The 26,150-nt window shown below is 67.0% G+C and carries 24 protein-coding genes; 13 read left to right on the forward strand and 11 right to left on the reverse strand.

Annotated elements, in window-relative coordinates; all coding sequences use genetic code 11:
• Positions 1 to 63 precede the first annotated feature (63 nt).
• The 4 genes from clpX to C8261_RS08805 all read right to left on the reverse strand — a co-directional run bounded on the left by clpX (position 64) and on the right by C8261_RS08805 (position 5,308).
• Positions 64 to 1,332, reverse strand: coding sequence for an ATP-dependent Clp protease ATP-binding subunit ClpX (gene clpX, locus C8261_RS08790; protein WP_107493312.1), 1,269 nt, complete (start codon positions 1,330 to 1,332; stop codon positions 64 to 66).
• A gap of 19 nt (positions 1,333 to 1,351) precedes the next feature.
• Entirely contained in the window at positions 1,352 to 1,990 is a 639-nt protein-coding gene (gene clpP / locus C8261_RS08795) for an ATP-dependent Clp endopeptidase proteolytic subunit ClpP (RefSeq protein ID WP_107493313.1), read from the reverse strand.
• Between the two features lie 20 nt (positions 1,991 to 2,010).
• Positions 2,011 to 3,321: a trigger factor gene (gene tig, locus C8261_RS08800; protein WP_107493314.1), complete on the reverse strand. Its 1,311-nt coding sequence runs from the start codon at positions 3,319 to 3,321 to the stop codon at positions 2,011 to 2,013.
• 190 nt (positions 3,322 to 3,511) lie between these two features.
• Complete coding sequence (locus C8261_RS08805; protein WP_107493315.1) at positions 3,512 to 5,308, reverse strand: EAL domain-containing protein; 1,797 nt, start codon at positions 5,306 to 5,308, stop codon at positions 3,512 to 3,514.
• A 124-nt stretch (positions 5,309 to 5,432) separates the two neighbouring features.
• On the opposite strand from C8261_RS08805, the gene C8261_RS08810 reads away from it, so the two are divergent.
• Genes C8261_RS08810 through C8261_RS08820 form a run of 3 tightly spaced genes read left to right on the forward strand, consistent with a single transcriptional unit; the run spans position 5,433 to position 9,114 of the window.
• Positions 5,433 to 6,941, forward strand: coding sequence for an NAD(P)H-hydrate dehydratase (locus tag C8261_RS08810; protein ID WP_107493496.1), 1,509 nt, complete (start codon positions 5,433 to 5,435; stop codon positions 6,939 to 6,941).
• 20 nt (positions 6,942 to 6,961) lie between these two features.
• On the forward strand, positions 6,962 to 8,215 hold the full coding sequence (locus C8261_RS08815) for an HD-GYP domain-containing protein (RefSeq protein ID WP_107493316.1): 1,254 nt from the start codon (positions 6,962 to 6,964) through the stop codon (positions 8,213 to 8,215).
• 14 nt (positions 8,216 to 8,229) lie between these two features.
• The gene (locus tag C8261_RS08820) at positions 8,230 to 9,114 is read left to right on the forward strand and encodes a DMT family transporter (protein ID WP_181358900.1); all 885 of its coding nucleotides are present in this window, start codon (positions 8,230 to 8,232) and stop codon (positions 9,112 to 9,114) included.
• 2 nt (positions 9,115 to 9,116) lie between these two features.
• Here the strand turns inward: C8261_RS08820 and C8261_RS08825 are convergent, their stop codons facing one another.
• Both C8261_RS08825 and chrA read right to left on the reverse strand, forming a co-directional pair.
• Entirely contained in the window at positions 9,117 to 9,986 is an 870-nt protein-coding gene (locus C8261_RS08825; protein WP_107493317.1) for a DMT family transporter, read from the reverse strand.
• Between the two features lie 250 nt (positions 9,987 to 10,236).
• Positions 10,237 to 11,352 (reverse strand): chromate efflux transporter, encoded by a 1,116-nt coding sequence (gene chrA / locus C8261_RS08830; protein ID WP_456238934.1) that lies wholly within the window; start codon positions 11,350 to 11,352, stop codon positions 10,237 to 10,239.
• Positions 11,353 to 11,425: 73 nt separating this feature from the next.
• Between chrA and C8261_RS08835 the strand changes: the two genes are divergently transcribed.
• The 3 genes from C8261_RS08835 to C8261_RS08845 all read left to right on the forward strand — a co-directional run bounded on the left by C8261_RS08835 (position 11,426) and on the right by C8261_RS08845 (position 13,869).
• Complete coding sequence (locus C8261_RS08835) at positions 11,426 to 11,917, forward strand: flavodoxin family protein (protein WP_181358901.1); 492 nt, start codon at positions 11,426 to 11,428, stop codon at positions 11,915 to 11,917.
• Between the two features lie 137 nt (positions 11,918 to 12,054).
• Entirely contained in the window at positions 12,055 to 12,903 is an 849-nt protein-coding gene (nadC, locus tag C8261_RS08840) for a carboxylating nicotinate-nucleotide diphosphorylase (protein WP_107493318.1), read from the forward strand.
• Between the two features lie 525 nt (positions 12,904 to 13,428).
• Positions 13,429 to 13,869: a DUF6678 family protein gene (locus C8261_RS08845; protein WP_107493319.1), complete on the forward strand. Its 441-nt coding sequence runs from the start codon at positions 13,429 to 13,431 to the stop codon at positions 13,867 to 13,869.
• Positions 13,870 to 14,057: 188 nt separating this feature from the next.
• On the opposite strand, the gene thrC is transcribed toward C8261_RS08845, so the two are convergent.
• The 4 genes from thrC to C8261_RS08865 all read right to left on the reverse strand — a co-directional run bounded on the left by thrC (position 14,058) and on the right by C8261_RS08865 (position 18,845).
• Entirely contained in the window at positions 14,058 to 15,500 is a 1,443-nt protein-coding gene (thrC, locus tag C8261_RS08850) for a threonine synthase (protein WP_107493320.1), read from the reverse strand.
• Positions 15,501 to 15,528: 28 nt separating this feature from the next.
• Positions 15,529 to 16,098 carry a Uma2 family endonuclease gene (locus tag C8261_RS08855; RefSeq protein WP_107493321.1) on the reverse strand — a complete coding sequence of 190 codons (570 nt, stop codon included), beginning with the start codon at positions 16,096 to 16,098 and terminating at the stop codon, positions 15,529 to 15,531.
• 79 nt (positions 16,099 to 16,177) lie between these two features.
• The gene (locus tag C8261_RS08860; RefSeq protein WP_107493322.1) at positions 16,178 to 17,488 is read right to left on the reverse strand and encodes a homoserine dehydrogenase; all 1,311 of its coding nucleotides are present in this window, start codon (positions 17,486 to 17,488) and stop codon (positions 16,178 to 16,180) included.
• Positions 17,489 to 17,546: 58 nt separating this feature from the next.
• Positions 17,547 to 18,845, reverse strand: coding sequence for a pyridoxal phosphate-dependent aminotransferase (locus C8261_RS08865; RefSeq protein WP_107493323.1), 1,299 nt, complete (start codon positions 18,843 to 18,845; stop codon positions 17,547 to 17,549).
• Between the two features lie 150 nt (positions 18,846 to 18,995).
• On the opposite strand from C8261_RS08865, the gene C8261_RS08870 reads away from it, so the two are divergent.
• From C8261_RS08870 to C8261_RS08895, 6 genes are all read left to right on the forward strand, one after another.
• Positions 18,996 to 19,376, forward strand: a complete 381-nt coding sequence (locus tag C8261_RS08870; RefSeq protein WP_107493324.1) for an Mth938-like domain-containing protein — start codon at positions 18,996 to 18,998, stop codon at positions 19,374 to 19,376.
• A gap of 76 nt (positions 19,377 to 19,452) precedes the next feature.
• The gene (locus C8261_RS08875) at positions 19,453 to 19,899 is read left to right on the forward strand and encodes a peroxiredoxin (RefSeq protein ID WP_107493325.1); all 447 of its coding nucleotides are present in this window, start codon (positions 19,453 to 19,455) and stop codon (positions 19,897 to 19,899) included.
• A 28-nt stretch (positions 19,900 to 19,927) separates the two neighbouring features.
• Positions 19,928 to 21,346 carry a PhoH family protein gene (locus C8261_RS08880; protein WP_107493326.1) on the forward strand — a complete coding sequence of 473 codons (1,419 nt, stop codon included), beginning with the start codon at positions 19,928 to 19,930 and terminating at the stop codon, positions 21,344 to 21,346.
• A gap of 80 nt (positions 21,347 to 21,426) precedes the next feature.
• Positions 21,427 to 23,325, forward strand: coding sequence for a DUF294 nucleotidyltransferase-like domain-containing protein (locus C8261_RS08885; protein ID WP_107493327.1), 1,899 nt, complete (start codon positions 21,427 to 21,429; stop codon positions 23,323 to 23,325).
• On the forward strand, positions 23,322 to 23,954 hold the full coding sequence (locus C8261_RS08890) for a 3'-5' exonuclease (RefSeq protein WP_107493328.1): 633 nt from the start codon (positions 23,322 to 23,324) through the stop codon (positions 23,952 to 23,954). Before C8261_RS08885 ends, C8261_RS08890 begins: the two co-directional genes overlap by 4 nt.
• Positions 23,955 to 24,011: 57 nt before the next feature.
• Positions 24,012 to 24,560, forward strand: a complete 549-nt coding sequence (locus C8261_RS08895) for a C40 family peptidase (RefSeq protein WP_107493329.1) — start codon at positions 24,012 to 24,014, stop codon at positions 24,558 to 24,560.
• Positions 24,561 to 24,588: 28 nt separating this feature from the next.
• On the opposite strand, the gene C8261_RS08900 is transcribed toward C8261_RS08895, so the two are convergent.
• Positions 24,589 to 24,930, reverse strand: a complete 342-nt coding sequence (locus C8261_RS08900) for a DUF2325 domain-containing protein (RefSeq protein ID WP_107493330.1) — start codon at positions 24,928 to 24,930, stop codon at positions 24,589 to 24,591.
• Positions 24,931 to 25,061: 131 nt separating this feature from the next.
• Here C8261_RS08900 and C8261_RS08905 point away from each other — a divergent pair, with 131 nt between their 5' ends.
• Positions 25,062 to 26,084 (forward strand): extracellular solute-binding protein, encoded by a 1,023-nt coding sequence (locus tag C8261_RS08905; protein WP_107493331.1) that lies wholly within the window; start codon positions 25,062 to 25,064, stop codon positions 26,082 to 26,084.
• The last annotated feature ends 66 nt before the right edge of the window (positions 26,085 to 26,150 follow it).

A 26,150-nucleotide genomic window follows, 5' to 3' on the forward strand; every position in this document is an offset into this window, starting at 1 on the left:
TTTACAAGACGCGTTGAGCCCAGATATGGGCTCAAGCGGGAAATTCAAGCGGTCCGGCAGGAATCAGTTGGAGCCGGACACCTTGGGCTGATCGGCGTAGATGAGGAGCGGTTTGGCGCCTTCCTCGATGGTGTTCTCGTCGACGACGACCTTTTCGACCCCTTTCAGCGCCGGCAGTTCGTACATGATGTCGAGCAGCGCGCCTTCGAGGATGGAGCGCAGGCCACGGGCACCGGTCTTGCGGCGGATGGCCTTGCGTGCCACCGCGTGCAGCGCCGGCTGGCGGAATTCGAGATCGACCCCTTCCATCGAGAAGAGCTTCTGGTACTGCTTGACCAGCGCGTTCTTGGGTTCGACGAGGATCTGGATGAGGGCCGCCTCATCGAGCTCCTGCAGGGTGGCGACTACCGGCAGGCGGCCGACGAATTCGGGGATGAGGCCGAACTTGACCAGATCCTCGGGCTCGACCTGGCGGAAGGTCTCGGTGAGGTTCTTGCCCTGGCGGCTCTTGACCTCGGCACCGAAGCCGATGCCGGCCTTTTCGGTACGGTCGCGGATGACCTTGTCGAGACCGTCGAAGGCACCACCGCAGATGAACAGGATGTTGGTGGTGTCGATCTGGATGAAATCCTGATTGGGGTGCTTGCGCCCGCCCTGCGGCGGAATCGACGCCACCGTGCCTTCGATCAGCTTCAGCAGGGCCTGCTGCACGCCCTCGCCGGAGACGTCGCGGGTGATCGAGGGGTTGTCCGACTTGCGCGAGATCTTGTCGATCTCGTCGATGTAGACGATGCCGTGCTGGGCGCGATCGACATCGTAATCGCACTTCTGCAGCAGCTTCTGGATGATGTTCTCGACGTCCTCGCCGACGTAGCCGGCTTCGGTCAGCGTGGTGGCGTCGGCCATCACGAAGGGGACGTTGAGCATGCGCGCGAGGGTCTGCGCGAGCAGGGTCTTGCCCGAGCCGGTGGGGCCGATGAGCAGGATGTTGCTCTTGGAAAGCTCGACTTCGTCGTCGCGCCCGCCGATGTGGCGCAGGCGCTTGTAGTGGTTGTACACCGCCACCGACAGGTTGCGCTTGGCCTGGCGCTGGCCGATCACGTACTGATCGAGGATGTCGCAGATTTCCTGCGGCGTCGGCAGGTTGTTGCCGTCAGCTTCCGCGCCGCCGTCGCCGGCGATCTCGTCGCGGATGATGTCGTTGCAAAGCTCGATGCACTCGTCGCAGATGAAGACCGACGGACCCGCGATGAGCTTGCGGACCTCGTGCTGGCTCTTGCCGCAGAACGAGCAGTACAGCAGCTTGTCGCCGCCCGTCTTCTTTTCCGTCATGGTCTTCCCCGTTGCTTGATCAGGAGTCGCTGCGGCTGGTGAGCACCTTGTCCACCAGGCCGTATTCGACCGCCGCGGCCGCCGACATGAAGTTGTCGCGATCGGTGTCCTTCTCGATCTGCTCGATGCTCTGCCCGCTGTGCTTGGCGAGCATGCCGTTGAGGCGCTCGCGCAGGTAGAGGATCTCGCGCGCGTGAATCTCGATGTCCGAGGCCTGGCCCTGGAAGCCGCCCAGCGGCTGGTGGATCATCACCCGCGAGTTGGGCAGGCAATAGCGCTTGCCCTTCTCGCCGGCAGCCAGCAGGAAGGCGCCCATGCTCGCCGCCTGGCCGATGCACAGGGTGCTCACGTGCGGCTTGATGAACTGCATGGTGTCGTAGATCGCCATGCCGGCGGTGACCGAACCGCCCGGCGAGTTGATGTAGAAGTGGATGTCCTTGTCGGGATTCTCCGACTCCAGGAACAGCAACTGCGCCACGATGAGGTTGGCGGTAACGTCATTGACCGGGCCGACGAGGAACACCACGCGCTCCTTCAGCAGGCGCGAATAGATGTCGTAGGCGCGCTCGCCGCGCCCGCTCTGTTCGACCACCATCGGCACCAGGCCGAGGCCGACCGGGTCCCAGGTACTTCCGTGCTGTGGTGTTCCGTTGTTCATCGTCCGTTGCTACGCGTCCCTCAGGCCGCGTTCCCCATCAGTTCGTCAAAGGAAATGGCCTTGTCGCTGGTCTTGGCTGCGGCGACCGCCCAGGCGACCACGTTGTCCTCGATCACCACTGCTTCAGCCTGCGCCAGGCGCTCCGGCTGAGCATAGTACCAGCGTACCAGTTCGGAAGGATCTTCGTAAGACTGCGCCATGTCCTCGACCAGCGCACGGATCTGCTCCGGCTTGGCGTGCAGCTCGCGGGCCTTGACCAGCTCGGCCATGATCAGGCCGAGCTTCACGCGGCGTACCGCCTGCTCGGTGAACCAGCCGACATTGACGGGGATGTCCTTCGCCTTCAGACCGCGCGCCTCGAGGTCGCGGCGGGCGTTGTCGGCCAGCTGCTGGGCTTCCTGGTCGACCAGCGCCTTCGGCACTTCGATCGGGTGGGCGGCAAGCAGGGCTTCCATCACCTGCTCCTTGACCTTGGCCTGGATGCGGCGCTTCACTTCACGTTCGAGGTTGCTCTTGACCTCTTCGCGCAGCTTCGCCACGTCGCCGTCGGCGACACCCATGGCACGGGCGAAATCGGCATCGATCTCGGGCAGCTGCGGCGCTTCGACGCGCTTCAGGGCGACTTCGAACTGCACCGTCTGGCCGGCCAGGTGGGCGGCGTGGTAGTCGGCGGGGAAGGTCATGTCGAAGGTCTTGCCCTCACCGGCCTTGAGGCCGCGCACAGCTTCCTCGAAATCCTTCAGCATCGAACCGGCGCCGAGCACGAAGGGGAAATCCTGCGCCTGGCCGCCTTCGAAGACTTCGCCGTCCTTGCGCCCGGTAAAGTCGATGACCACGCGATCACCGTCTTCGGCGGCCTTCTCGGCAGCGGCAAAGGTGGTGCGCTGCTTGCGCAGCACTTCGAGGGTCTTGTCGACTTCGGCATCGCCGACGACGAGCTGCGGGCGCTCGATGCTCTGCGCGGAGAGATCGCCCGGAACGACATCCGGGTACACCTCGAAGACGGCGGAGAACTCCAGCACCGTCACATCGTCGCTTTCCGACTTCTTCGGCTCGATGCGCGGATAACCGGCAACGCGCAGGTTCTGTTCGCGCACCTGCTCGACGAAGGCCTTCTCGACCGCAGCGCCGATGGCTTCGGAGCGCGCCTGGGCACCATGGGTCTGCTCGACGATCTTCATCGGCACCTTGCCCGGACGGAAACCCGGCATCTTCACCGTGCGCGCCATGCGCTTGAGACGGGCTTCAACTTCCTTGTCGATGTCGGCCATCGGCACGGACATGTCGATACGGCGCTCAAGCGAGCTCTGCGATTCCTGGTTGGTTTCCATTAACACGTTCCTGAGAAGTCAAGGTTCACACCCGCCACCGGCATTGCCCGGGGCACGCATCCGGCGTGGACGCAAGGGTGCATGTTGCAAACAAACGGCGATTCTAGCACAGCCCTCCGGGCTTGCTTCCAGCCCGGACAGGCGCGCTACTGACGGTCATGGGAGACGGCGGCAGGACGCCGCCAGGGGCTCAGCCGGCGGCTTCGAGCACGGGCCTCAGACGGGCCCCGAAGCTGATGTGGATGCCGCTGCCGTGCTGCTTGGCAAGTTTCTTCGCCGCCGCCGCGGCGGAGGCCACCTCTTCGGGCGAATGGAACTGTCCGGCGCCGGCGCGCAGCACGCCGGCGGCCATCGTGGTGAGCGGAAACATGACCTTGAAACCGCGGCGGTCCTCGCTTTCGAAGCCGTTGCGGGTCAGCTCCTCGGCATCGAAGAGATCGCGCGCGTGAAGGTTGAAGTCGCGCACCACACGCTCGCAGCGCTGCCGCCAGTCCTCGCTCTGGAACAGCACGACGAAATCGTCGCCGCCGACGTGACCGACGAAATCATGCGCGGCATCGGCATGGGCAAGTATCACCCGTGCGGCAAGCTTGATCATTTCGTCGCCCCGCCAGTAGCCGTAGAGGTCGTTGTAGGGCTTGAAATGATTGAGGTCGAAGTAGCACGCGGCAAAATCGACTCCGGCGTCGAGGAGGCGACGGATGTGCTCGGTGATGGGGATGTTGCCGGGCAGGAAGGTCAGCGGATTGGCATGACGGGCGGCCTCGATGCGCCGCTCGGTGACCGCACGTACCAGGCTCTCGCCGGTGGCAAGGCCGGCGTAGCGCCCTTCTTCGGTGATGATGAAGCCTTCGTGGAGGTAGCGCTGATCCTCCCCGGTGAGCACCGAGATGAGCGAATCGATCGGCGCGGCGGCCTCCACGCGCAGTGGCGTGGCGTTCATGAACAGCGTGCACGGCCGCCTTCCGTAGAGCTCGCGCGAGAAAGGCTGGGCGAACTTGTCGACGAAATGGCGGCGATTGACCAGGCCGATCGGATACTGCTTCTCCACTACGGCAACCGCATGCAGTTGCGGATGATGGGTGAACAACTGCATCAGATCGCCGTTGGGGGCATCGGCGGCGATCGTCGGCGCCTGCAGCAGCAGGCGACCGACCGTCTCGGCGACATCGGGGCGCGGCGCGGAATTGGGCAGCACGGCGATCTTCGACGATGCCAGCACCCCGCGCGCGACCTCCGGCACCACGGCCCCGGGCGCTGCCGCCGGCTTGCCGAACAGGTAGCCCTGGCCATAGTGACAACCGAGATCACGGAGTACGCCGAGCTCGGCAGCCTCCTCGATGCCCTCGGCGACAATGGGCGTGCCGAAGGCCTCGGCGAGCTTGAGGATCGCCCGGATCACCTCGACCTTGCGGCTGTCCTGATGGATGCCGCGCACAAAGAACTTGTCCAGCTTCACCAGTTCCGGCTTCAACTGCGCCCACAGGCGCAGGCTGGAGCGCCCATCGCCGAAATCGTCGAGTGCCAGTCCGACGCCCTGCCCGGCGAGCGCGGCAAAACAGCCCTGCAGGGCGTCCACATCATCGACGCGCTCATGCTCGGTCAGCTCCAGCACCAGCCGCCCCGGCGCCAGGCCCTGCTCCACCGCATGGCGCAACAGGCGCCCGCCGTGCTCACGGCCGAAGTGTGCGATCACCGGCGCACTGAGATTGAGGAAGAGCTTGCCGGGCAGGCGCAGCGCGGCAAAGGAGGACATTGCGCCGAGGCAGGCGGCGACTTCGAGATCGAAGCTCAACCCGGCCTGGCGGGCAACGCGCAGGAGATCGTCGGGCGCATGCAAGGGACTGCCCTGCGGGCCGCGCATCAGCGCCTCATAGCCCAGAATGACGGCCTGACCGAGATCCACGATGGGCTGGAAGACGAACTCCAGTGCCTGCGCTTCGAGCACCTGCCGAAGCATGATGGGCTGTCCGGGGCCGTAGAGCATGTATTACCTGTGTCGTATGTATGGCGGCACGAGGATAGCCCCCGCAGATGAAGCTTCGATGAAGCCGGCACGCGCACCGCGCTCTGGCCTTACAATCGCAGCCTCGACCACCGCCGCCGCAGCCATGTTCCTGCCCGCCCAACCGATCTACCCCGTCGCCGGCATCCGCGAGATCGAGGCGCGTGCCATGCCGGGGGCCAAGCCCTCGCTGATGGAACGCGCCGGACGCGCCGCCGCGGAGGACGCCGTGCGTCTCATCATGGACCGCCCCGGCCCCATTCTGGTGGCCTGCGGTCCGGGCAACAATGGCGGCGACGGCTTCGTGCTGGCGCGCCATTTCCGCCAGGCCGGGCGCGAAGTGGTGGCCGCCTTTGCCGACGATGCGGCGCGCTTCCCCGCCGATGCCGCCACCGCCTACGCCAACTACCGCAACAGCGGCGGCGACACGGTGAGCAGCCTGCCGGCGGCGCCGGCCGACGGCTGGGCGCTGGTCATCGATGCACTGTTCGGCATCGGCCTCACCCGCCCCCTGGAGGGGCGCTACGCCCAGTGGGTGGACAGCCTCAGCCGCGTGCCCTCGCCGCGCCTGGCGATCGACATGCCGAGCGGCCTCGACACCGACAGCGGACGCGTCCTCGGCACCTGTTTCCGTGCCACCCACACCACCACCTTCATCGCCCTCAAACCCGGCCTGCTCACCCTCGACGGCCCCGATCACGCCGGCGAGATCTCCGTACAGCGCCTCGACGTCGATGCCGCCGGCTGGCTGCAGCCGCTCGGCCGCGCGGTGCGCCCCAGTCTCTTCGCCCACCGCCTGCAGCCGCGGCGGCGCAACTCGCACAAGGGCAGCTATGGCGATGCCGCCATCCTCGGCGGCGCTCCCGGCATGTGCGGCGCCGCCCTGCTGGCCGCCCGCGCCGCCCTCTGGCTGGGCAGTGGCAGGGTCTTCGCCGGCCTGCTCGACGATGCCGCGCCGCGCGTCGACGTCGCCCATCCGGAACTCATGCTGCGCGCCGCCAGCGCCCTGCCCGAGCAGCTCAGCGCACTCGCCGTCGGCCCCGGACTGGGGCAGTCGGACAGCGCACACGGCCTGCTGAGCGCGGCAATCACCCGCGATCTGGCGCTCGTGCTCGATGCCGATGCCCTCAACCTGCTCGCCGCCGATCCTGCACTGCAGGCGGCAGTCACCGCGCGCAGCGCCCCCACCGTGCTCACCCCGCACCCGAGCGAGGCGGCGCGCCTGCTTGGCTGCGATACCGCCACCGTGCAGAACGACCGCCTCGCCGCCGCACTGGCGCTCTCCGGGCGCCTGCGCGCACACACGGTGCTGAAGGGCTGCGGCAGCATCGTCGCCTGCCCGGACGGGCGCTGGTTCATCAATGACAGCGGCCACCCCGGCATGGCCAGCGCAGGCATGGGCGACGTCCTCACCGGCCTCATCACCGCACTGCTGGCCCAGGGCTGGGACGCCGAATGCGCGCTGCTCGCCGCCACCCACCTGCACGGCTGCGCCGCCGACCGCCTTGCCCGTGACGGCATCGGCCCCGTCGGCCTGAGTGCCGGCGAACTCATCGGCGCCGCGCGCAGCCTCTTCAACGGCTGGCTCACCGAGGCCGCCCGCAACGGCTTCTGAGCCATTCCCCGCACCGCCCCATGGACAAGCTCGCCGTCGACCGCCTGCAACCCGGCATCTTCATCTCGCTCACTGCGGTGGGCTGGGTACGCCATCCCTTCATGCTCAACGAGTTCCGCCTCTCCAGCCAGCGCCAGATCGACGCCCTGCGCGAGATGGGGCTGCGCGACGTAGCCTGGGATCCCGCACGCAGCACCGCCACGCCCTTGCCGGAGCGCGCCGCGGAGGACAGCGCCGACGACGAAGAGATCGACTTCGGCGGCAGCGCACTGGCCGGCATGCTCGACGACAAGCGCCACCGCCTCGCCCAGCTGCGCCAGCAACGCGAGCGCCTGGCGCGCCGTGAACGCCAGTACGAGCAGGATGCGGTCGTGGCCAGCGAGATCCTGAAGGGCTTTCCCGGCCGCGCCAGCGACGCCCACGCCAAGTCGCGGCAGCTTTCCGGCCAGGTGGTGGACAGCCTGATCGGCCAGGAAAACGTCCTCATCCACCTCGTCAACCAGAAGAGCCGCGAGGCCGGCCCCACCTTTCACGCCCTCAACGTGATGATGCTGGCGCTGCTCCTCGGCCGCGCGCTGGGCCTGCCCGAGGACGAGATGCGCCACCTCGGCGCCGGCGCCCTCCTCCACGACGTCGGCAAGGCCGAGATTCCGCCACGCATCCTGCGCGCGGCCACGCGCACGCCGCCGGAAGAAGAGTTCTACCGCGCCCACATCGGCTACGGCATCAAGGCCGTGGCCGGCGCCCGCGCAATGCAGATCGCCGAGCGCAACATCATCGCCTGCCATCACGAGCGCTGGGACGGCAGCGGCTTTCCCAACAAGCTCGCCGGCGAAAAGATCCCCCGCCTGGCGCGCATCGTCGCCATCGCCAACCGCTACGACAACCTCTGCAATCCCTTCGACCTGAAGCTGGCGATGACGCCGGCCGAAGCCGTGCGCCATCTTTTCAAGAGCGAGGGGGCGCATTTCGACCCGGCGCTGCTGCAGGCCTTCGTCAAGACCCTCGGGGTCTATCCGCCGGGATCCTTCGTCCTGCTCTCCAACGGCGCCGTCGGCCTGGTGGTGGAGACCCGCCACGAAGCCCTGCTGCAACCACTGGTGATGCTGTACGACCGCGACATCCCGCGCAACGAGGCGATGCTGCTCGACCTGCGCGACGTCGACCTGAAGATCGAATCCGCCGCCAACCCCGCCAAGCTGCCCGCCGAGGTGGTCGAGTACCTCGCCCCGCGCGGACGCCTCGACTACTACGTCGAAGGCGCCGCCAGGTAAGCCGGCCGCGTCACATGCCCGCAGCCCCGGCCGGCAGCGTCCTGCGCGCCATCGTGCTGCTGCTCGGCGCGCTCTTCCTGTTCGTGCTCCTCGACGCCACCGCCAAGCATCTCGCCCGCAGCTACCCGGTACCGATGCTGGTGTGGGCGCGCTACACCGTGCACTTCGTCCTCATGCTCGCCCTGCTGGCACCGACGCTGCGCGGGCGCCTGGTGTCCACCGCACGCCCCGCCCGCCAGGTAGTGCGCGCGTTGTGCCTGCTCGCGGTGACCTTCTTCGGCATGGCGGCACTGGCGCGCATGCCGCTGGCGGAAACCACCGCCATCCTCTTCGCCGCGCCGCTGCTGGTCACCCTGCTGGCGCGCCCGCTGCTGGGCGAAGAGATCGGCGCGCTGCGCTGGATGGCCGTGCTCACCGGCTTCGTCGGCGTGCTGCTGATCGCCCGTCCGGGCGGCGGACTGGTTACCGAAGGCGTGCTGCTGGCACTGGCCGGCGCAGTCAGCTACGCCTTCTACCAGATCCTCACGCGCCAGCTCACCGCCACCGAAAGCCCCGTCACCATGCTGTTCTATACCGCCCTGGTCGGCACCGCGGCGATGACGCCGCTGCTGCCGTGGATCTGGAGCGGGCCGCTGCCGGACTTCGGCGACGCGCTGCTGATCGCCTCGCTGGGCATCTACGGCGGCACCGGCCACTTCCTGCTCATCCGCGCCTTCCGTGACGCCCCCGCGTCCACGCTGTCGCCCATCCTCTACGTCCAGCTGGCGTGGGCAACCCTGGTCGGCTGGCTGGCCTTCGGCGACTTCCCCGACGGTCTGGCCTTCGCCGGCATCGTCGTGATCGGCTGTGCCGGCGCGATGATTGCCCTGCACAGCCGCGGCGCCAGGCGCGCGCGCTGACTTCAGCGCGGCAGGCGGATCACCCCGGTGGCCAGGCCGGTGCCGAGAAGGATCACCGCGCTGCCGGCAAGCATCGACAAGGTCACCGTTTCGTCGATGAACAAGGCCCCCCACAGCATGCCGAACACCGGAATGAGGAGGGTCACCGTCACCGCGCGCTGCGGCCCCACCCGCGCCATCAGGCGGAAGAAAAGCACGAAGGCGAGGCCGGTACACAGCACCGCCAGCATGATGCCGGCCAGCCAGGAGCCCGCAGACGGCGGCTGCGCCGGCCAGTAGGCAATGGCCAGCGGCGCGAGCAACAACGCGGCGTAGAACTGGCTGCCGGTGGCGGTGAGCATGGGCGGCGCGCCGGTCAGGTAACGCTTGGTGATCGCCGCCGAGATGCCGTAGCTCAGCGTCGCCCCCAGACAGGCGAGCACCGCGGGCACCACGGCGTCACCGGCAATGGCAATCTTGTCCCAGACCAGCACCATCACCCCCGCCACCCCGGCGCACAGGCCCAGCGTCGCCCCCACGCTGAGGCGGTCGCGCAGCCACACCCAGGCCACCAGCGCAGTAAACAGCGGCGTAGTGGCATTGACCACCGAGGCGAAACCCGCCGTCACCGTCAGCGTCGCCCAGGCATAAAGCACGAAAGGCAGCGCCGAACTGGTCAGCCCCAGCACCGCCAGCACCCCGGCGCGCCGCCACAGCTGCAGCAAACCGCCGGACCAGGCCAGCAAGGGCAGCAACACCAGCGCCGCCAGGCCGACGCGCAACTCGATCAGCGCGAAAGGGCCGAACTCCGGCACGGCGATGCGGGTGAACAGGAAGGAGCCGCCCCACAGGGCGGCCAACAGGAAGAGTTCGAAGAGGTCGCGGGCTTTCAAGAGAGGATGGATTCAGGAAGTGGAGCCGGAGCGCGCTCGCCGCGGCGGCCCCCGACGATAGCGGCAGGCGGCCGGCAAGGCACGGTACAAGGGCGCAAGCCTACACCGACACTGGCCTGGTCGTTTCGCCATGCAGCCTGAGAGGCTGCAACAGCCGCTCAGAGAGCGGCGAGCACGCCGCCGGCCAGCGCGCTGGCGAGCACCACCAGCCAGGGCGGCAGCTTCCAGAACATCAGCGCCACCAGCGCGATCAAGGCCAGACCGAAATCCCGGGGGCCAAAGATCGCGCTTGTCCATACCGGTTGGTAGAGGGCGGCCAGGAGACTCCGACCACTGCCGCGTTGACCCCACAGAGCGCCGCCCGCACACGGGCATTGGCGCGCAGGCGCTCCCAGAACGGCAGCGCCCCGGCAAGCAGCAGAAAGGCCGGCAGAAAGATCGCCAACAGGCACAGCAGCCCGCCCAGCCAGCCGCTCGGCGCATCGTTCATGGCCGCGCCGAGAAAGGCCGCAAAGGTGAACAACGGCCCCGGAACCGCCTGTGCCGCACCGTAACCGGCGAGGAAGACGTCGCTGTCCACCCAGCCCGTGGGCACCACCTCGGCCTGCAGCAGCGGCAGCACCACATGGCCGCCACCAAAGACCAGCGCCCCGGCGCGGTAGAAGGCATCCACCATCGCCACGGCCTGCCCGGGAAAGGCAGCGGCCGCCAGCGGCAGTCCGAGCAGCAGGATCACGAACAGGCCCAGCCAGAGCATGCCCGTGCGTGCGCCGAAGGGCAGCGCCAGGGGCTCATGCCCCGACTCCGCCGCCGGCCTGAACAATGCCAGCCCGAGCAGGCCGGCGGCCACGATGGTGGCGACCTGCGCCCACGCCGTCGGCACCCACAGCACAAAGCAGGCCGCCGCCGCCATCATCCCCACCCGCGGCACGTCGGGGCACAGGCTGCGCGCCATGCCCCACACCGCCTGCGCCACCACGGCCACCGCCACCACCTTGAGGCCGTGCAGCGCCCCCGCCGGCATGAGCTCCCCGTAGGCACCGAGCCCCAGTGCAAACAGCACCAGAACCAGCGCCGACGGCAAAGTGAACCCCGCCCACGCCGCCAGGGCGCCGGCATGGCCGGCGCGCGAGAGCCCCAGCGCCAGCCCCACCTGACTGCTCGCCGGACCGGGAAGGAACTGGCACAAGGCCACCAGATCGGCATAGCTGCGCTCCGACAGCCAGCGCCGGCGGGTGACGAACTCATCGCGGAAATAGCCCAGATGGGCCACCGGCCCGCCAAAGGAAGTCAGCCCCAGGCGCAGGAAGATCACAAAGACCTCCCACGCCCCCTGTCCGCGGCCTGCCGCCTTGCTGTCGTGCACGTCCTGCTCCATTGGTCGGAAAAGGAAGGATAATCGAAGGCCGCTGTTACATGACCTCGAAACACGCGCAACCGTGCCCACCCTGCTCATCGTCCACCACTCCCAGACCGGCGGCACGCGGCAGATGGCCGAGGCCGCCGCTGCGGGTGCGGCCACGGAGGCGGCGGTCAGGGTCAGACTGCTGCACGCTGCGCAGGCAGGGCCGGCCGACGTGCTCGACGCCGACGGCTACATCTTCGCCACTCCGGAGAACCTCGCCGCAATCTCCGGACTGCTGAAGGACTTCTTTGACCGCTGCTACTACCCCGCCCTCGGCCGCATCGCCGGACGCCCCTACGCCGCGATGATCTGCGCCGGCAGCGACGGCAGCAATGCCGCACGCCAGATCGAGCGCATCGCCACCGGCTGGCGACTGAAGGCGGTGGCAGAGGCGCTGATCGTGTGCACCCACGCCCAGAGCACGGAAGCCATTCTCGCCCCCAAGCACATCGCCGCCGCGGAGCTGGCACGCTGCAACGAACTCGGCGCGGCACTGGCGACCGGCCTGGCGCTCGGCGTGTTCTAGGGCCTGGCACGTCACGAGGGGGCCGAGGCGCCGTGAGGGAGTACGGCGTGCCACGGCGAGCGTATCGGCACCCGCAGTAGGGACAGGGTGAGAAATGCGGGCTAGAATCGGCCCATCTCAGCGCACCACCCGTAGCCATGACCCTCACCGAACAGCTCCGCATCGAAATCCAGCGCTCCGTTGCCGCCTCGCTTGCCGAAGACGTCGGCACCGGCGATCTCACCGCCCGCCTGATTCCCGCCGCCACCCAGGCCCGTGGCCGTGTGATCACTCGCGAAGATGCGGTGATCTGCGGCACCGCCTGGTTCGAGGCCACCTTCGCCGCCCTCAGCCCCACTGCAAACGTGCTCTGGCACGTCCGCGACGGCGAGCGCGTGCAGCCCGGCCAGCCCCTGTGCGACGTCGATGCCGATGCCCGCACCCTGCTCACCGCCGAGCGCACGGCGCTGAACTTCCTGCAACTGCTCTCCGGCACCGCCACCGTGACGCGCCGCTTCGTCGACGCCGTGGAAGGCACCCAGGCGAAGATCGTCGACACCCGCAAGACCCTGCCCGGCCTGCGCCTGGCGCAGAAGTACGCCGTCGCCGTGGGTGGCGGCACCAATCACCGCATCGGCCTGTACGACGGCATCCTGGTGAAGGAAAACCACATCATCGCCGCCGGCGGCATCCGCCAGGTGGTCGAACAGGCGCGCGCAATCGCGCCGTCGAACGTGTTCATCGAGGTCGAGGTGGAAAACCTAGCCCAGCTGCGCGAAGCGCTGGACGCCGGCGTGACCATGATCCTGCTCGACAACATGAGCCTGGAAGAGATGCGCGAAGCGGTGGCCATCACCGCCGGGCGGGCGGAGCTGGAAGCCTCCGGCGGGGTCAACCTGGAGCGCGTGCGGGCGATTGCGGAAACCGGCGTGGACCGCATCTCCATCGGCAGCCTGACCAAGGACGTGCGCGCCCTCGACCTGTCGCTGCGCCACATCGAAGAGTAAGCATTCCGCGCAAGCAGATTTGCATCAAGGGCGCGTCAAACGACCCTGTCGCTCGACTGCCCTGCGATACCGTCGAAAGCACCCGCATTGCGCAAGTCGCAACTGCGGGGCGCCCGCTTTTCGTGCGTCCCTTGCGAGGCCAGACACTCTGCGGACCTCCGCTTCCGGCCATCAGCCGTCGGTCATGGTTACATTTCGATTTCAAGGGCGGGACCGGACCCCAATCCCCTTGAGTGGCCGGTTTTCAGCGGCCAACTTGAACCCCGCCCTGGCTCGACCCGGCCAGAAGCCGTCACTGGTCACCCGACCCGGATAGCCGTCATCCGGGCGAGGCGGTATGCTACCGGCCTGTATGCAAGATCGGTCGCCTCGACCCCGAAATCACTCGGCTGCTGCTTTTCCTGCCTTGTTACTCTGTGGTTCGCGTAATCTCTGCTTCTAAACAGTAACTTGCAGAACACGTTATCAGGCATTCCGATGTTACGCGGCATAGCTGTCGCCAGAAAACAAAGTTAGGCTTTTGTCATGATCTCGCTGCCACTTGCTGATGCTGTTCCCGCCGGAGAAGAAAAGGAAGCCATTGCATCTCAGGCTCGAAGAACGTTTTCAGGGGCACTCGCTAACGACACGAAGTGGAATGAGCTACTGCAACATGTGCGGAGTCTTGAAGGGTGGCAGCCTTCGTATCGATCAAAATGGGTAAATGGCCACGTATCAGAATGGGATACCGAGTGGTACTACCACCTGCCATTCCCATTCGTAGGCGTCGAATGGTTCGACATTGGGCTGCACGAACATGTCCGTTCTGGAAGGCTGATAGCCCCAGCGATCATTGACCACACGGAAGAAATTACGAGCGTCCTGGCAAAAATTGGCTTCGACTTCGAGGTGAGAGACGATGTCGCAAGGATCTGGGGCTACTTCCCAAAATCGTATGAAGATTTTCCTCCCGTCACGCCGGCCTAACATTGCGGTCAAAGCCGCTCCCTGCGGTCGCTGGACGCTGCGCGATAAAGCGCCGCGCAGCGCCCTTTACCTACAACGTTGAGCGACTGCTTTCCACAAAGCTCGATGGCTGCAACGGGCCGGTAGCAACCCAGAGCAAACAGCAACCCCACAAACGGGGCGCCCACCTCGCGCCCCGTGCCTTGTCTTCAGCCCACGCGCTCGACGATGAAGCGCTTGACCGCATCGACGTCCGGCGCCATCACTTCCACGCGCTGCGGCAGCTTCTCGATGCCTTCGAGGTCCGCGGGACGCTCCGGCTCGCGGCCCAGGGCCTCGCGGATGGTTTCGGCGAACTTCACCGGCAGCGCGGTTTCCAGCACCAGCACGGGCACGCCGGCGGGCACTTCGGCGGCGCATTCCCAGGCCACCTTGACGCCGTCGGCGGTGTGGGTGTCGATCATCACGCCGTACTTTTCGAAGACCTTGCGGATGGTCGCCAGACGGTCGGCGTGGCTGCTCGCCCCCGACACGAAACCGAAATCGCCGATGCGGGCGAAGTCGGCCGAGGCGGACAGGTCGAAGGGACGCCCGGCGTCCACCTCGGCCCACAGCGCGGCGACCTTCTGCGGGTCGCGGCCGACGAGGTCGAAGACGAAGCGCTCGAAGTTGGAGGCCTTGGAGATGTCCATCGACGGGCTGGAGGTGACATGCGTCTCCGCGGCCTTGCGCGGGCGGTACACGCCGCTGCGGAAGAACTCGTCGAGGACGTCGTTCTCGTTGGTGGCGAGGATCAGCTTGGCCACCGGCAGGCCCATCATGCGCGCGATGTGGCCGGCGCAGATGTTGCCGAAGTTGCCCGAGGGCACGCAGAAGGCGACCTGCTGGTCGTTGGATTCGGTGGCGGCGAAATAGCCCTTGAAGTAGTACACGATCTGCGCCGCGACGCGCGCCCAGTTGATCGAGTTGACCGCGCCGATCTTGTGCTGGGCCTTGAAGGCGGCATCGTTGGAGACTGCCTTGACGATGTCCTGGGCGTCGTCGAACATGCCGGTGACGGCGATGTTGTAGATGTTGTCGTCCTGCAGGGAATACATCTGCGCGCGCTGGAAGGCGCTCATCTTGCCGTGCGGCGAGAGCATGAAGACGCGCACGCCGTGCTTGCCGCGCATGGCGTATTCGGCCGCCGAGCCGGTGTCACCGGAGGTGGCACCGAGGATGTTGATGCTCTGCCCGTGCTTGTCCAGCACGTACTCGAACAGGTTGCCGAGCAGCTGCATGGCCATGTCCTTGAAGGCCAGCGTGGGGCCGTTGGACAGTTCCAGCAAACCCAGCCTGCCCTCTTCCAGCCAGTGCACCGGAGTAATCTCGGCCGTGTCATCACCGGCGCGCGCGTGGCAGTACACCGCCGCGGTGTAGGTCTTGTCGCAGATCGCTTTCAGATCCGCCGGGGGGATGTCGGTGATGAACTTGGACAGGATGGCGTAGGCCAGCTCGGCGTAGGAGAGCGTGCGCCAGGCGTCCAGTTCGGCGCGGCTGACCTGAGGGTAGCTTTCCGGCAGGTAGAGGCCGCCGTCAGGGGCGAGGCCGCCGAGCAGGATGTCGCAGAATTCGGGGCGGCCGGCGTGGCCGCGGGTAGAGAGATACTTCACGAAAAATCCTTCAATGTGGATGCGGGCTTCAGTCCCCGCCCGGAATCGCCTCGATGCCGTCGAAGATCTCGGCGAGGCTCAGCCGGCAGGCGATGGCTTCGAGCGGAAAATCCTCGGCCCCGGTGTAGTCATAGAGCGTGAACAGCCCGTTCTCGCCGCGACGGAAGAGGTCCACGCGGCGGTTCTCCGGGTCGACCAGCAGGTATTCACGCAGTGCAGGCAGGCGACGGTAAGCGGCAAATTTGGTGTCGTAGTCATACCCGCGGGTCGATTCCGACAGTACCTCGACGATCACCGTGGGTGCCCGGAACAGGTAGTCGGTGCGCAGGTCGGCCGCGTCGCAGGTGACGAAGACGTCCGGGTAGAACACCATGTCCTCGCCGATCTGAACTTTCAGCGACGGGCCAAACACCTGCCCAGACTTGCCTTTGAGCTGCTGCCTGAGGGCGAAGAGAACGTTGCCGGTCACCAGCCCATGGATGCGCTTGACCCCGACCATGGCGAACACCTCGCCACGGTAATACTCGTGGCGTTCGTCCTGTTCGTTCTCCCAGGCCAGGTAATCGGCCAGCGAGAGCTGTTGCTGGGGCAGCGCCATGGTGCTTCCTCCGCGCGGTTCGAGACTCGATTGTCAAGGGCAATCCACCCGCCGTCCAGCGGGCGGATTGCACGCCCGCTTACTGCAGGTTTTCCAGGCGCAGGCGGGTGACCTTGCCGCACACCACCGGCAGCGCCTCGATCCTGGCGATCGCGGCGTTGGCGTTCTTCTCCACCGTCTGGTGGGTCAGCATGATGATGTCGGTCTGCGCTTCGCCCTCGGCCGGCTCCTTCTGGATCATGGCGTCGATGGAGATGTCGCTGTCGGCCAGGATGCGGGTGATGTCGGCGAGCACGCCCGGCTTGTCTTCCACACGCATGCGCAGGTAGTAGGAGGTGAGCACTTCCTCGATCGGCAGCACGGCGATGTCCTGCACCTGGTCGGGCTGGAAGGCCAGATGCGGCACGCGGTGCTCGGGGTCGGCGGTGTGCAGGCGGGTGACGTCCACCAGGTCGGCGATCACCGCGCTGGCGGTCGGCTCGGCACCGGCACCCTTGCCGTAGTAAAGCGTGGCGCCGACGGCGTCACCCTGCACCAGCACGGCGTTCATCGCCCCTTCGACGTTGGCGATGAGGCGCTTTTCCGGGATCAGGGTGGGATGCACGCGCAGTTCCACGCCGTTGTCGCGCTTGCGCGAGATGCCCAGCAGCTTGATGCGGTAGCCAAGCTGCTCGGCATAGGTGATGTCGGCCGATTCCAGCTTGGTGATGCCCTCGATGTAGGCCTTGTCGAACTGCATCGGGATACCGAAGGCCATCGCGCTCATGATGGTGGCCTTGTGCGCGGCGTCCACGCCTTCGATGTCGAAGGTGGGGTCGGCTTCGGCATAGCCCAGCGCCTGGGCTTCCTTGAGCACCTCGGCAAAGGGCAGGCCCTTGTCGCGCATCTCGGAGAGGATGAAGTTGGTGGTGCCGTTGATGATGCCGGCCAGCCACTGGATGCGGTTGGCGGTGAGGCCTTCGCGCAGCGCCTTGATGATGGGGATGCCACCGGCCACCGCGGCCTCGAAGGCCACCATGACGCCCTTCTTCTGCGCCGCGGCGAAGATTTCGTTGCCGTGCACCGCGAGCAGCGCCTTGTTGGCGGTGACCACGTGCTTGCCGTTGTCGATGGCCTTCAGCACCAGGTCCTTGGCCACGCCGTAGCCGCCGATCAGCTCGACGACGATGTCGATTTCGGGATCGGCCACCACCGCAAAGGCGTCGTCGGTCAGCTTGACGCCGCCACCGGTCACACTGCGGGCCAGCTCGAGGTTCTTGTCGGCCACCGTGGTAATGCGGATCGGCCGCCCGGCGCGCCGGGTGATTTCCTCTTCGTTACGTTTCAGAACGTTGAAGGTGCCGCCGCCGACGGTACCGATGCCCAGCAGGCCTACGTTGATCGGTTTCATGCAGTGTGTTTCCGTGTCGTCGTTGAAGGGTTGATGTGGTGTTGGCTGGCGCGCCGGCTCAGTCGGTGCCGTGGCGCTTGCGGTAGTGCTCCAGGAAGCGGGCGATGCGCCCGACGGCGTCGCGCAGGTCGTCCTCGTGGGGCAGGAAGACGAGGCGGAAGTGGTCGGGATGCGGCCAGTTGAAGCCGGAGCCCTGCACCAGCAGCACGCGTTCCTCTTCCAGCAGTTCGGCGATGAAGGCCTGGTCGTCCTCGATGGGATAGACCTTGGGGTCCAGGCGCGGGAACATGTACAGCGTGGCCTTGGGCTTGACGCAGTTCACCCCTGGGATGGCGCTGATCAGTTCGTACGCCAGGTCGCGCTGGCGGCGCATGCGCCCGCCTTCGGCGACCAGGTCGTCGATGCTCTGGTAGCCGCCCAGCGCGGTCTGGATGGCGTACTGGCCGGGCACGTTGGCGCACAGGCGCATCGAGGCCAGCATGTTGAGGCCCTCGATGTAGTCGCCGGCACGGCGCTTGTCGCCGCACACCACCATCCAGCCGGCGCGGTAGCCGCAGGAGCGGTAGTTCTTCGACAGGCCGTTGAAGACGATGGTGAGCACGTCCTCGGACAGCGCGGCCAGCGAGGTGTGGGTGACGCCCTCGTAGAGCACCTTGTCGTAGACCTCGTCGGCATAGAGGATCAGGTCGTGCTCGCGGGCGAGCTGGATGATCTCCTTCAGCACCTCGTCCGGGTACACCGCCCCGGTCGGGTTGTTGGGGTTGATCACCACGATGGCGCGGGTGTTCGGCGTGATCCTGGCGCGCATGTCGGCGATGTCCGGCAGCCAGCCGGCGCCTTCGTCGCACAGGTAGTGCACCGGGCGCCCGCCGGAGAGGCTCACCGCGGCGGTCCACAGCGGATAGTCGGGCGCCGGCACCAGCACCTCGTCGCCGGCGTTGAGCAGCGCGTTCATCGCCATCACGATGAGCTCGGAGACGCCGTTGCCGATGTAGATGTCCTCGATGTCCACACCCTTGATGTGCTTCTGCTGGGTGTAGTGCATCACCGCCTTGCGCGCGGAGAAGATGCCCTTGGAGTCCGAATAGCCTGCCGAGTTGGGCAGGTTGCGGATCATGTCCATCTGGATCTCTTCGGGCGCGTCGAAACCGAAGGCGGCCAGGTTGCCGATGTTCAGCTTGATGATCTTGTGGCCTTCGTCTTCCATCTGCTTGGCGCGGGTGAGCACCGGGCCACGGATGTCGTAGCACACGTCATTGAGCTTGGACGACTTGCGGATCGGCCGGGCGGCGGCGGCCTCGGCCTTGACCGCCTCGGTGGGTGCCACAGCCAGGTTCAGGGGTTTCGCCGCTTTCATTTCCGTCGTCCTCGTCGTATCGTCCGCAAACCGTTGCGGCAACCGTCTTCCCCGCGCCGTGCGTGGAAAAGACTGCTATCTTAGCCGCGCTGCCGCAGCGCGGCAATTTGGCCTGCCCACCTACCCTTCCCGCACCTGCGGCAGAAGCTCATGAAGCTGCATTTCGACCCCCTTTCCGAACTCAACATCATTACCGGCTACGCCCGCGACCACGTGCTGATCAACAAGGTGCGCCACGACGGCAACCTGCTCGTGACGCCGGCGGAGATCCACGGCGGCTGGGCCCCCGGCGGCTTTGCGGGGCTCAGCGCGGACGACTTTGCCGCCGTGCAGGCCCTTGCGCCGCAGGTCGTCATCGTCGGCACCGGCACGCGCCAGCGCTTTCCTGCCCCCGCACTGCTGCGCCCGCTGATCGATGCCGGCACCGGCTTCGAGATCATGGATCTGGCCGCGGCCTGCCGCACCTACAACATCCTTGCCGGCGAAGGCCGCAGGGTGGTCGCCGCACTGCTGGTCGACGACGGCGGGTGAGCACGGTCACGTCGGCACGATTGTCAGCGCTGCCCCGACTCCGCTACCCTGCGTGTACCTGCCCCAAGGAGACGCCATGAACCTGCCCGACCTCACCCTGCCGGCCACCGGCGGCGGCACCCTTGCCCTCCCTACGCTCTGCGGCACCAAGGTGGTGCTGTATTTCTATCCCAAGGACAACACCCCCGGCTGCACCAACGAGACCAAGGATTTCGGCGCGCTGCACGGCGAATTCGCCGCGGCCGGCTGCAAGGTGTTCGGCATCAGCCGCGACAGCCTGAAATCGCACGAGGGCTTCAAGGCCAAGCTGGAACTGCCCTTCGAACTGCTCTCCGACGCCGATGAGGCGCTGTGCAACGCGCTCGGCGTGATCAAGATGAAGAACATGTACGGCAAGCAGGTGCGCGGCATCGAACGCTCCACCTTCGTGTTCGCCGCCGACGGCAGCCTGGCGCGCGAGTGGCGCGGGGTGAAGGTGCCCGGCCACGCCGAGGAAGTGCTCGAATTCGTCCGCAGCCTGTAACCGACCAACCCGACCCGCGAGCCGCCCGATGACCAAGCGCGCCACCCGCAGCACCAAGTCCAAAGCCGCCACCAAGCTGTTCGTCCTCGACACCAACGTGCTGATGCACGACCCCACCAGCCTGTTCCGCTTCGAAGAGCACGACATCTACGTGCCGATCATGACGCTGGAGGAGCTCGACGCCAACAAGAAGGGCATGAGCGAAGTGGCGCGCAACGCCCGCCAGGCCAGCCGGACGATGGACGAGATCGTCACCTCCTCGCTCGACGACATGCACGCCGGCATCCCGCTCGACACACCCTCCCACGGGCTGGCCAGCGGCAAGCTGTTCCTGCAGACCGAGGCGATCAAGGTCGAACTGCCCGATGCCCTGCCCACCGCCAAGGGCGACAACCAGATCCTCGCGGTGATCATGCATCTCGTGGAGCGCAATCCGAAGCGTCCGGTGATCCTGGTCTCCAAGGACATCAACATGCGCATCAAGGCCCGCGCGCTGGGCCTGGCGGCGCAGGACTACTTCAACGACAAGGTGCTGGAGGATACCGACCTCCTGTACACCGGCACCCGCGAACTGCCCGCCGATTTCTGGGACACCCACGCCAAGGGCATGGAGTCGTGGAAGGAGGAAGGTCACACCTGGTACCGCGTCAACGGCCCGCTGGCGGCGGAGCTGCTGGCCAACGAGTTCGTCTACCAGGACGGCGAAGCGGCGCTGGAAGCCTGGGTGAAGGAAAAACGCGGCGCCACCGCGGTGCTGCAGACCCTCACCGACTTCCATCACCACAAGAACAACGTCTGGGGCATCACCGCGCGCAACCGCGAACAGAATTTCGCCCTCAACCTGCTGATGAACCCCGACATCGACTTCGTCTCCCTGCTCGGTCAGGCCGGCACCGGCAAGACCCTGCTGACCCTGGCCGCCGGGCTCACCCAGGTGCTGGAGACCAAGCGCTACTCGGAGATCATCATGACCCGGGTCACCGTCCCGGTGGGTGAGGACATCGGCTTCCTGCCCGGCACGGAGGAAGAGAAGATGGCGCCGTGGATGGGCGCACTGGAGGACAACCTCGACGTCCTCAACGGCACCACCGCCGAAGGCGGCGAATGGGGGCGTGCCGCCACCCGCGACCTGATCCGCAGCCGCATCAAGATCAAGAGCCTCAACTTCATGCGCGGGCGCACCTTCATCAACAAGTTCCTCATCATCGACGAGGCGCAGAACCTCACGCCCAAGCAGATGAAGACCCTGATCACCCGCGCCGGCCCCGGCACCAAGGTGGTCTGCCTGGGCAACATCGCGCAGATCGACACGCCCTACCTCACCGAAGGCAGCTCCGGCCTCACCTTTGCGGTGGACCGCTTCAAGGGCTGGGCGCATTCCGGCCACATCACCCTGCAGCGCGGCGAACGTTCGCGCCTCGCCGACCACGCCGCCGAGGTCTTGTAGCCCGCCCTGGCGCGCCGGCGGATATCCCCCGGCGCGGCAGATGCGGGATAATGGCGCACCCTAACGCGGATCCGCGCGCCATGACCAACACCGCCCCCGACCAGCTGGTCGGCGCCAGCACCGACTTCCTGCGGCGCTTCTCGCCCTTCGACCGCATGGAGGCCGATGCGCTGACTTTTCTGGCCCAGCGCGCCGTACTCGGCTTTCACGCCCGCGGCAGCGAGATCCTCAGCCCGGAGATGGGGCAGCCGCGCCACTTCCACATCATCCAGCGCGGCAAGGTGCAGGCCCGCCAGAGCGGGCCGGCCACGGTCACCGAATACACCACGCTCAACATGGGCCCCGGGGAGTGTTTCCCGATCGGCGCCATCACTGCCCAACGTCCTTCCACCAACGCCTACGTGGCGGTGGAAGACAGCTTCGTGTTCCAGATCGGCGTGGACGACTTCATGGAGCTGATGCGCATCAGCCCGGTCTTCCACCTCTTCTGCACGCAGTACATCGCCAGCCTGCTCAACCAGTCGCGCCAGCAACTGCAGACCACCTTCGCGCAGCGTGCCAGCGACCAGCAGACCATGACCACGCCGCTGGGCGAACTGATCAAGCAGGCGCCGGTGTCGGTAGGGCCGGAAACCGTCACCCGCAGCGCACTGGAGAAGATGGCCGAATTGCGCATCGGCTGCATGGTGGTGGTGGACGAACAGCAGCGCCCGCTTGGCGTGCTGACCCAGAGCGACCTGCTGCCGCGCGTGGTGCTGCCGGCCTTCGACCTCGGCCGCCCCATCGTCGAGGTGACGACCCCGGCGCCGCGCACCCTGCCGGCCACCGCCACCGCCTACGACGCCGCACTGGAGATGGCCACTCACGGCGTGCGCCACCTGCTCGTGGTCGATGCCGAAGGCCGCCTCTGCGGCGTCGTCTCGGAGCGCGACCTGTTCTCCCTGCAGCGCCTCAGCCTGCGCCAGATCCGCGCCAGCATCGAAGGAGCGGGAGACATCGAGGCCCTGCAGAGCGCCGCCACCGACATCCGCCAGCTCGCCCTCAACCTCATCGCCCAGGGCATCGGCGCCGAGCAGCTGACGCGCTTCATCTCCGCGCTCAACGACGCCCTCACCCGCCGCATCATCGATCTGGCCATCGCCCGCCACGACCTCCACGGCGTCGATTACGCCTGGCTGGCCTTCGGCTCCGAAGGGCGTCACGAGCAGACCCTGTCCACCGACCAGGACAATGGCCTCATCTACACCTGCAGCGACCCTGCCGCGCAGGACGCCCACAAGCTGCGCCTGCTGGCGATGGCGCGCGAGGTCAACAACGATCTGGCAGCCTGCGGCTTCCCGCTCTGCAAGGGCAACGTGATGGCCAGCAACCCCGAGCTGTGCCTGACCCCGCAGCAGTGGCAGAACCGTTTCGGCAAGTGGATCGGCGAACCCGACCCGCAGGCCCTGCTCAATGCCTCGATCTATTTCGACTTCCGCGTCATCCACGGCCGCCAGAGTCTCGGCGACCAGTTGCGCAGCTGGCTCAACCGCGCCGCGCGCGGCAACTCCGCCTTCCAGCGCCTGATGGCGGTCAATGCGCTCGACGCCCAGCCCCCCCTGGGCCGCCTGCGCGACTTCGTCGTCGAGGCAGACGGCTGCATCGACCTGAAGAAATCCGGTGCCCGCCTCTTCGTCGACGCCGCACGCATCTTCGCGCTGCGTACCGGCGCCGAAGCCTCCGGCACGGTGCAGCGCCTGCGCCAGTCGGCGGTGAAGATGGGGGTGCCGGAAGAGGAAAGCGCGGCAATCATCGACGGTTTCCACTTCATCCAGCTGCTGCGCCTGCGTGCCCAGCATCTCGACACCGAGCACGACGCGCCGGGCGACAACCGCATCAATCCCGAGCACCTCAACGAGCTCGACCGCCGCATCCTCAAGGAAGCCTTCCGGCAGGCCCGCAAACTGCAGGCCCGCCTGCGCCTGGACTACCAGCTATGAGCACGTGGCTGAACCGCCTGCGCCCCGGCCGCGACCAGCCCGGGCAGCGCGCCGCGCTGCAGCGCTGGCAGGCCCTGCCAGCCGCCGAGCTCGGCCGCGCGCACTTCGACACCCGCTATGTGGTCATCAATACCGAGGCCACCGGCCTCGACCCCGAACGCGACCGCCTCCTCGCGGTGGCCGCGATCGCCATCGACGGCGGCCTCATCAGGGCGCAGGAGAGCTACTACGCCAGCCTTGCCGATGACCCCGGCGCCGCACTTGCCGGGCTCCTGGAATTCGCCGGCAAGGCACCGCTGGTGGTGTTCGGCGCCGGCTTCAACCGCAGGCTGCTCGAACGCGCCTGGCAGACCCACCTCGGCGGCGTGCCGGAAACCATCTGGCTGGATCTGTTCTGGCTGCTGCCGGCGGTCTTTCGCCCCGGCCTCGACGGCCCCACGCGCCTGGCGCAGTGGATGAAGATCTTCGACATCGAAACCTTCCAGCGCCATCACGCCCTCGGCGACGCCTGGGCCATCGCCCAGCTCCTGCTCGCCCTGCTCGCCCGGGCGCCGCGCCTGGGCGCAGGGACCGCGCGCGCGCTCGCCGACCTCGAACGCAGCCGGCGCCAGTTCACCACGCCGGCCTGAGGCCTGTACGCCGCGGGGATTTACAGAGCCGTCGGCGCTGCGTATATTCGCGCGCAAATGCTTTTCCGCCGCCTCTCGCCCCTTCTTCTTGTCATAGTGCTCGCCGCCGCTCCCGCACACGCGGAGGAAACGGTCGTCGACCACGCCGTCGACGAGGGCAGCAACCCCGGCGCGGTGCTGGTCATGCAGTACACCACGGCGGCACAGCAGCTGGTGAATCAGGGCATGCGCTACCTTGGCATCCCCTACCGCTTCGGCGGCACCTCGCCGGAGAGCGGGCTGGACTGCAGCGGTCTGGTACAGAACGTGTTCCGCAACGCCGTCGGCCTCGACCTCCCGCGCACCGCGCGCGAAATGGCCGGACTCGGCGAGCACGTCACCCGCAGCGAACTGCAGCCCGGTGACCTGGTGTTCTTCAACACCATGCGGCGCGCCTTCTCCCACGTCGGCATCTACCTCGGCGACGGCCAGTTCCTCCATGCGCCCTCGCGCGGCGGTGCGGTGCGGGTCGAAAGCATGGGCACCGGCTACTGGGCGCAGCGCTTCAACGGCGCACGCCGCCTGCTGCCCAGCCACGACCTCCTTCCTGCCACGCTGCCGTTCTGACCCCGCAGGCCGGGAGGCCGCCGGCAGTTCAGCGCTTCTTCCGTCCGCAGCCTTCCTTGCCGCCGCAGGTCGAGCACTCCTCGGCACTCATGCGCCGCCCCAGGGCTTCCTGCAGGGCACACACCGATCGCCGGCAACAGACAAACATCACCCCCTCGCGGCTCGCCGCCTCGCGAAAGCGCTGCATGACGTTGTGACCGAGGAAGTCGGTGAACAGGATCACCACCTGGATGCCCGCAGGCAGGGGCGCGCTGCGGCGCTGGTGAGTGGTATCGCGCCCGCTCACATGGGCGGCGATGCGGATGCCGAACTGGGCAAGTACATCCGGAATGTTGCCGAGGCGGTCGGCACCGACGATCAGGGCATTCATGAAAATTCCTTAAGTGATAATGATTCTCATGAATAGTAGTGCCAGCGCGATGCGTTTGCAACTGCAAATCTTTCTCGTTAATATCCTTGTCCAGATTTCAACCGTTTTTTCACCTCACAGGCAGAGCACTCATGATCAGAAAAGCCGTCCTCACCTCGCTGGTCGCCGCCCTCGGCTTCTCCTCCTTCGGCGCCAGCGCCAGCGAGCAGGTTCTCAATGTCTATTCCGCCCGCCACTACCAGACCGACGATGCGCTGTACGGCAACTTCACCGCGCAGACCGGCATCCGCGTCAACCGCATCGAAGCGCGTGAGGACGAACTGATCGAGCGCATCCGCAACGAAGGCGCCAACAGCCCGGCCGACGTCTTCATCACCGTAGACGCCTCCCGCCTTGCCAAGGCCGATGAGATGGGCCTCTTCGCTCCGGTCAAGTCCGCCGCCCTGGAAGCCCGCATTCCCGCCCACCTGCGCACCGACACCTGGATCGCCTTCTCGACCCGCGCGCGCGTCATCGTGTACAACCCGACGATGGTGAAGGCCGAGCAGGTGCAGAACTACGAAGACCTCGCCAAGCCCGAACTGAAGGGCCAGGTGTGCACCCGCTCCGGCAGCCACCCCTACAACCTGTCGCTGGGTGCGGCGCTCATCGAGCACAACGGCGCTGCTGCCACCGAGCAGTGGGCAAGCGGCCTGGTGGCCAACTTCGCACGCAGCCCGCGCGGCGGCGACACTGACCAGATCCGCGCAGTCGCTGCCGGCGAGTGCGGCGTGGCCATCGCCAACAGCTACTACTACGCGCGCCTGATGAACTCCTCCCGCCCGGAAGACCAGCAGGTCATCGCCGCCACCGCCTTCGTGTGGCCCAACCAGCAAGGCAAGGGCACCCACATCAACGTCTCCGGCGCCGGCATCCTCAAGCACGCCCCCAACCGTGAAGCGGCGGTGAAGTTCCTCGAATACCTCGCCTCCGACCAGGCCCAGGTGTACTTTGCCGACGGCAACAACGAGTGGCCGGCCGTGCCGACCGTGAAGGTCAACAACCCGGCTCTCGACAAGCTCGGCGAGTTCAAGGTTGACACCCTGGAGATGGGCCGCATCGCCCGCTCGGTGCCGGAAGCGCAGCGCATCTTCGACCGCGCCGGCTACCGCTGAACCCTGCCAGCCCGGCAGACGACGGCCGCCTGCGGGCGGCCGTCGACGTTTACCGCCCGGCCGTGC

The sequence above is a fragment of the Pseudothauera lacus genome, assembly GCF_003034845.1.
In the GTDB taxonomy this organism is placed as follows: Bacteria; Pseudomonadota; Gammaproteobacteria; order Burkholderiales; family Rhodocyclaceae; genus Pseudothauera; species Pseudothauera lacus.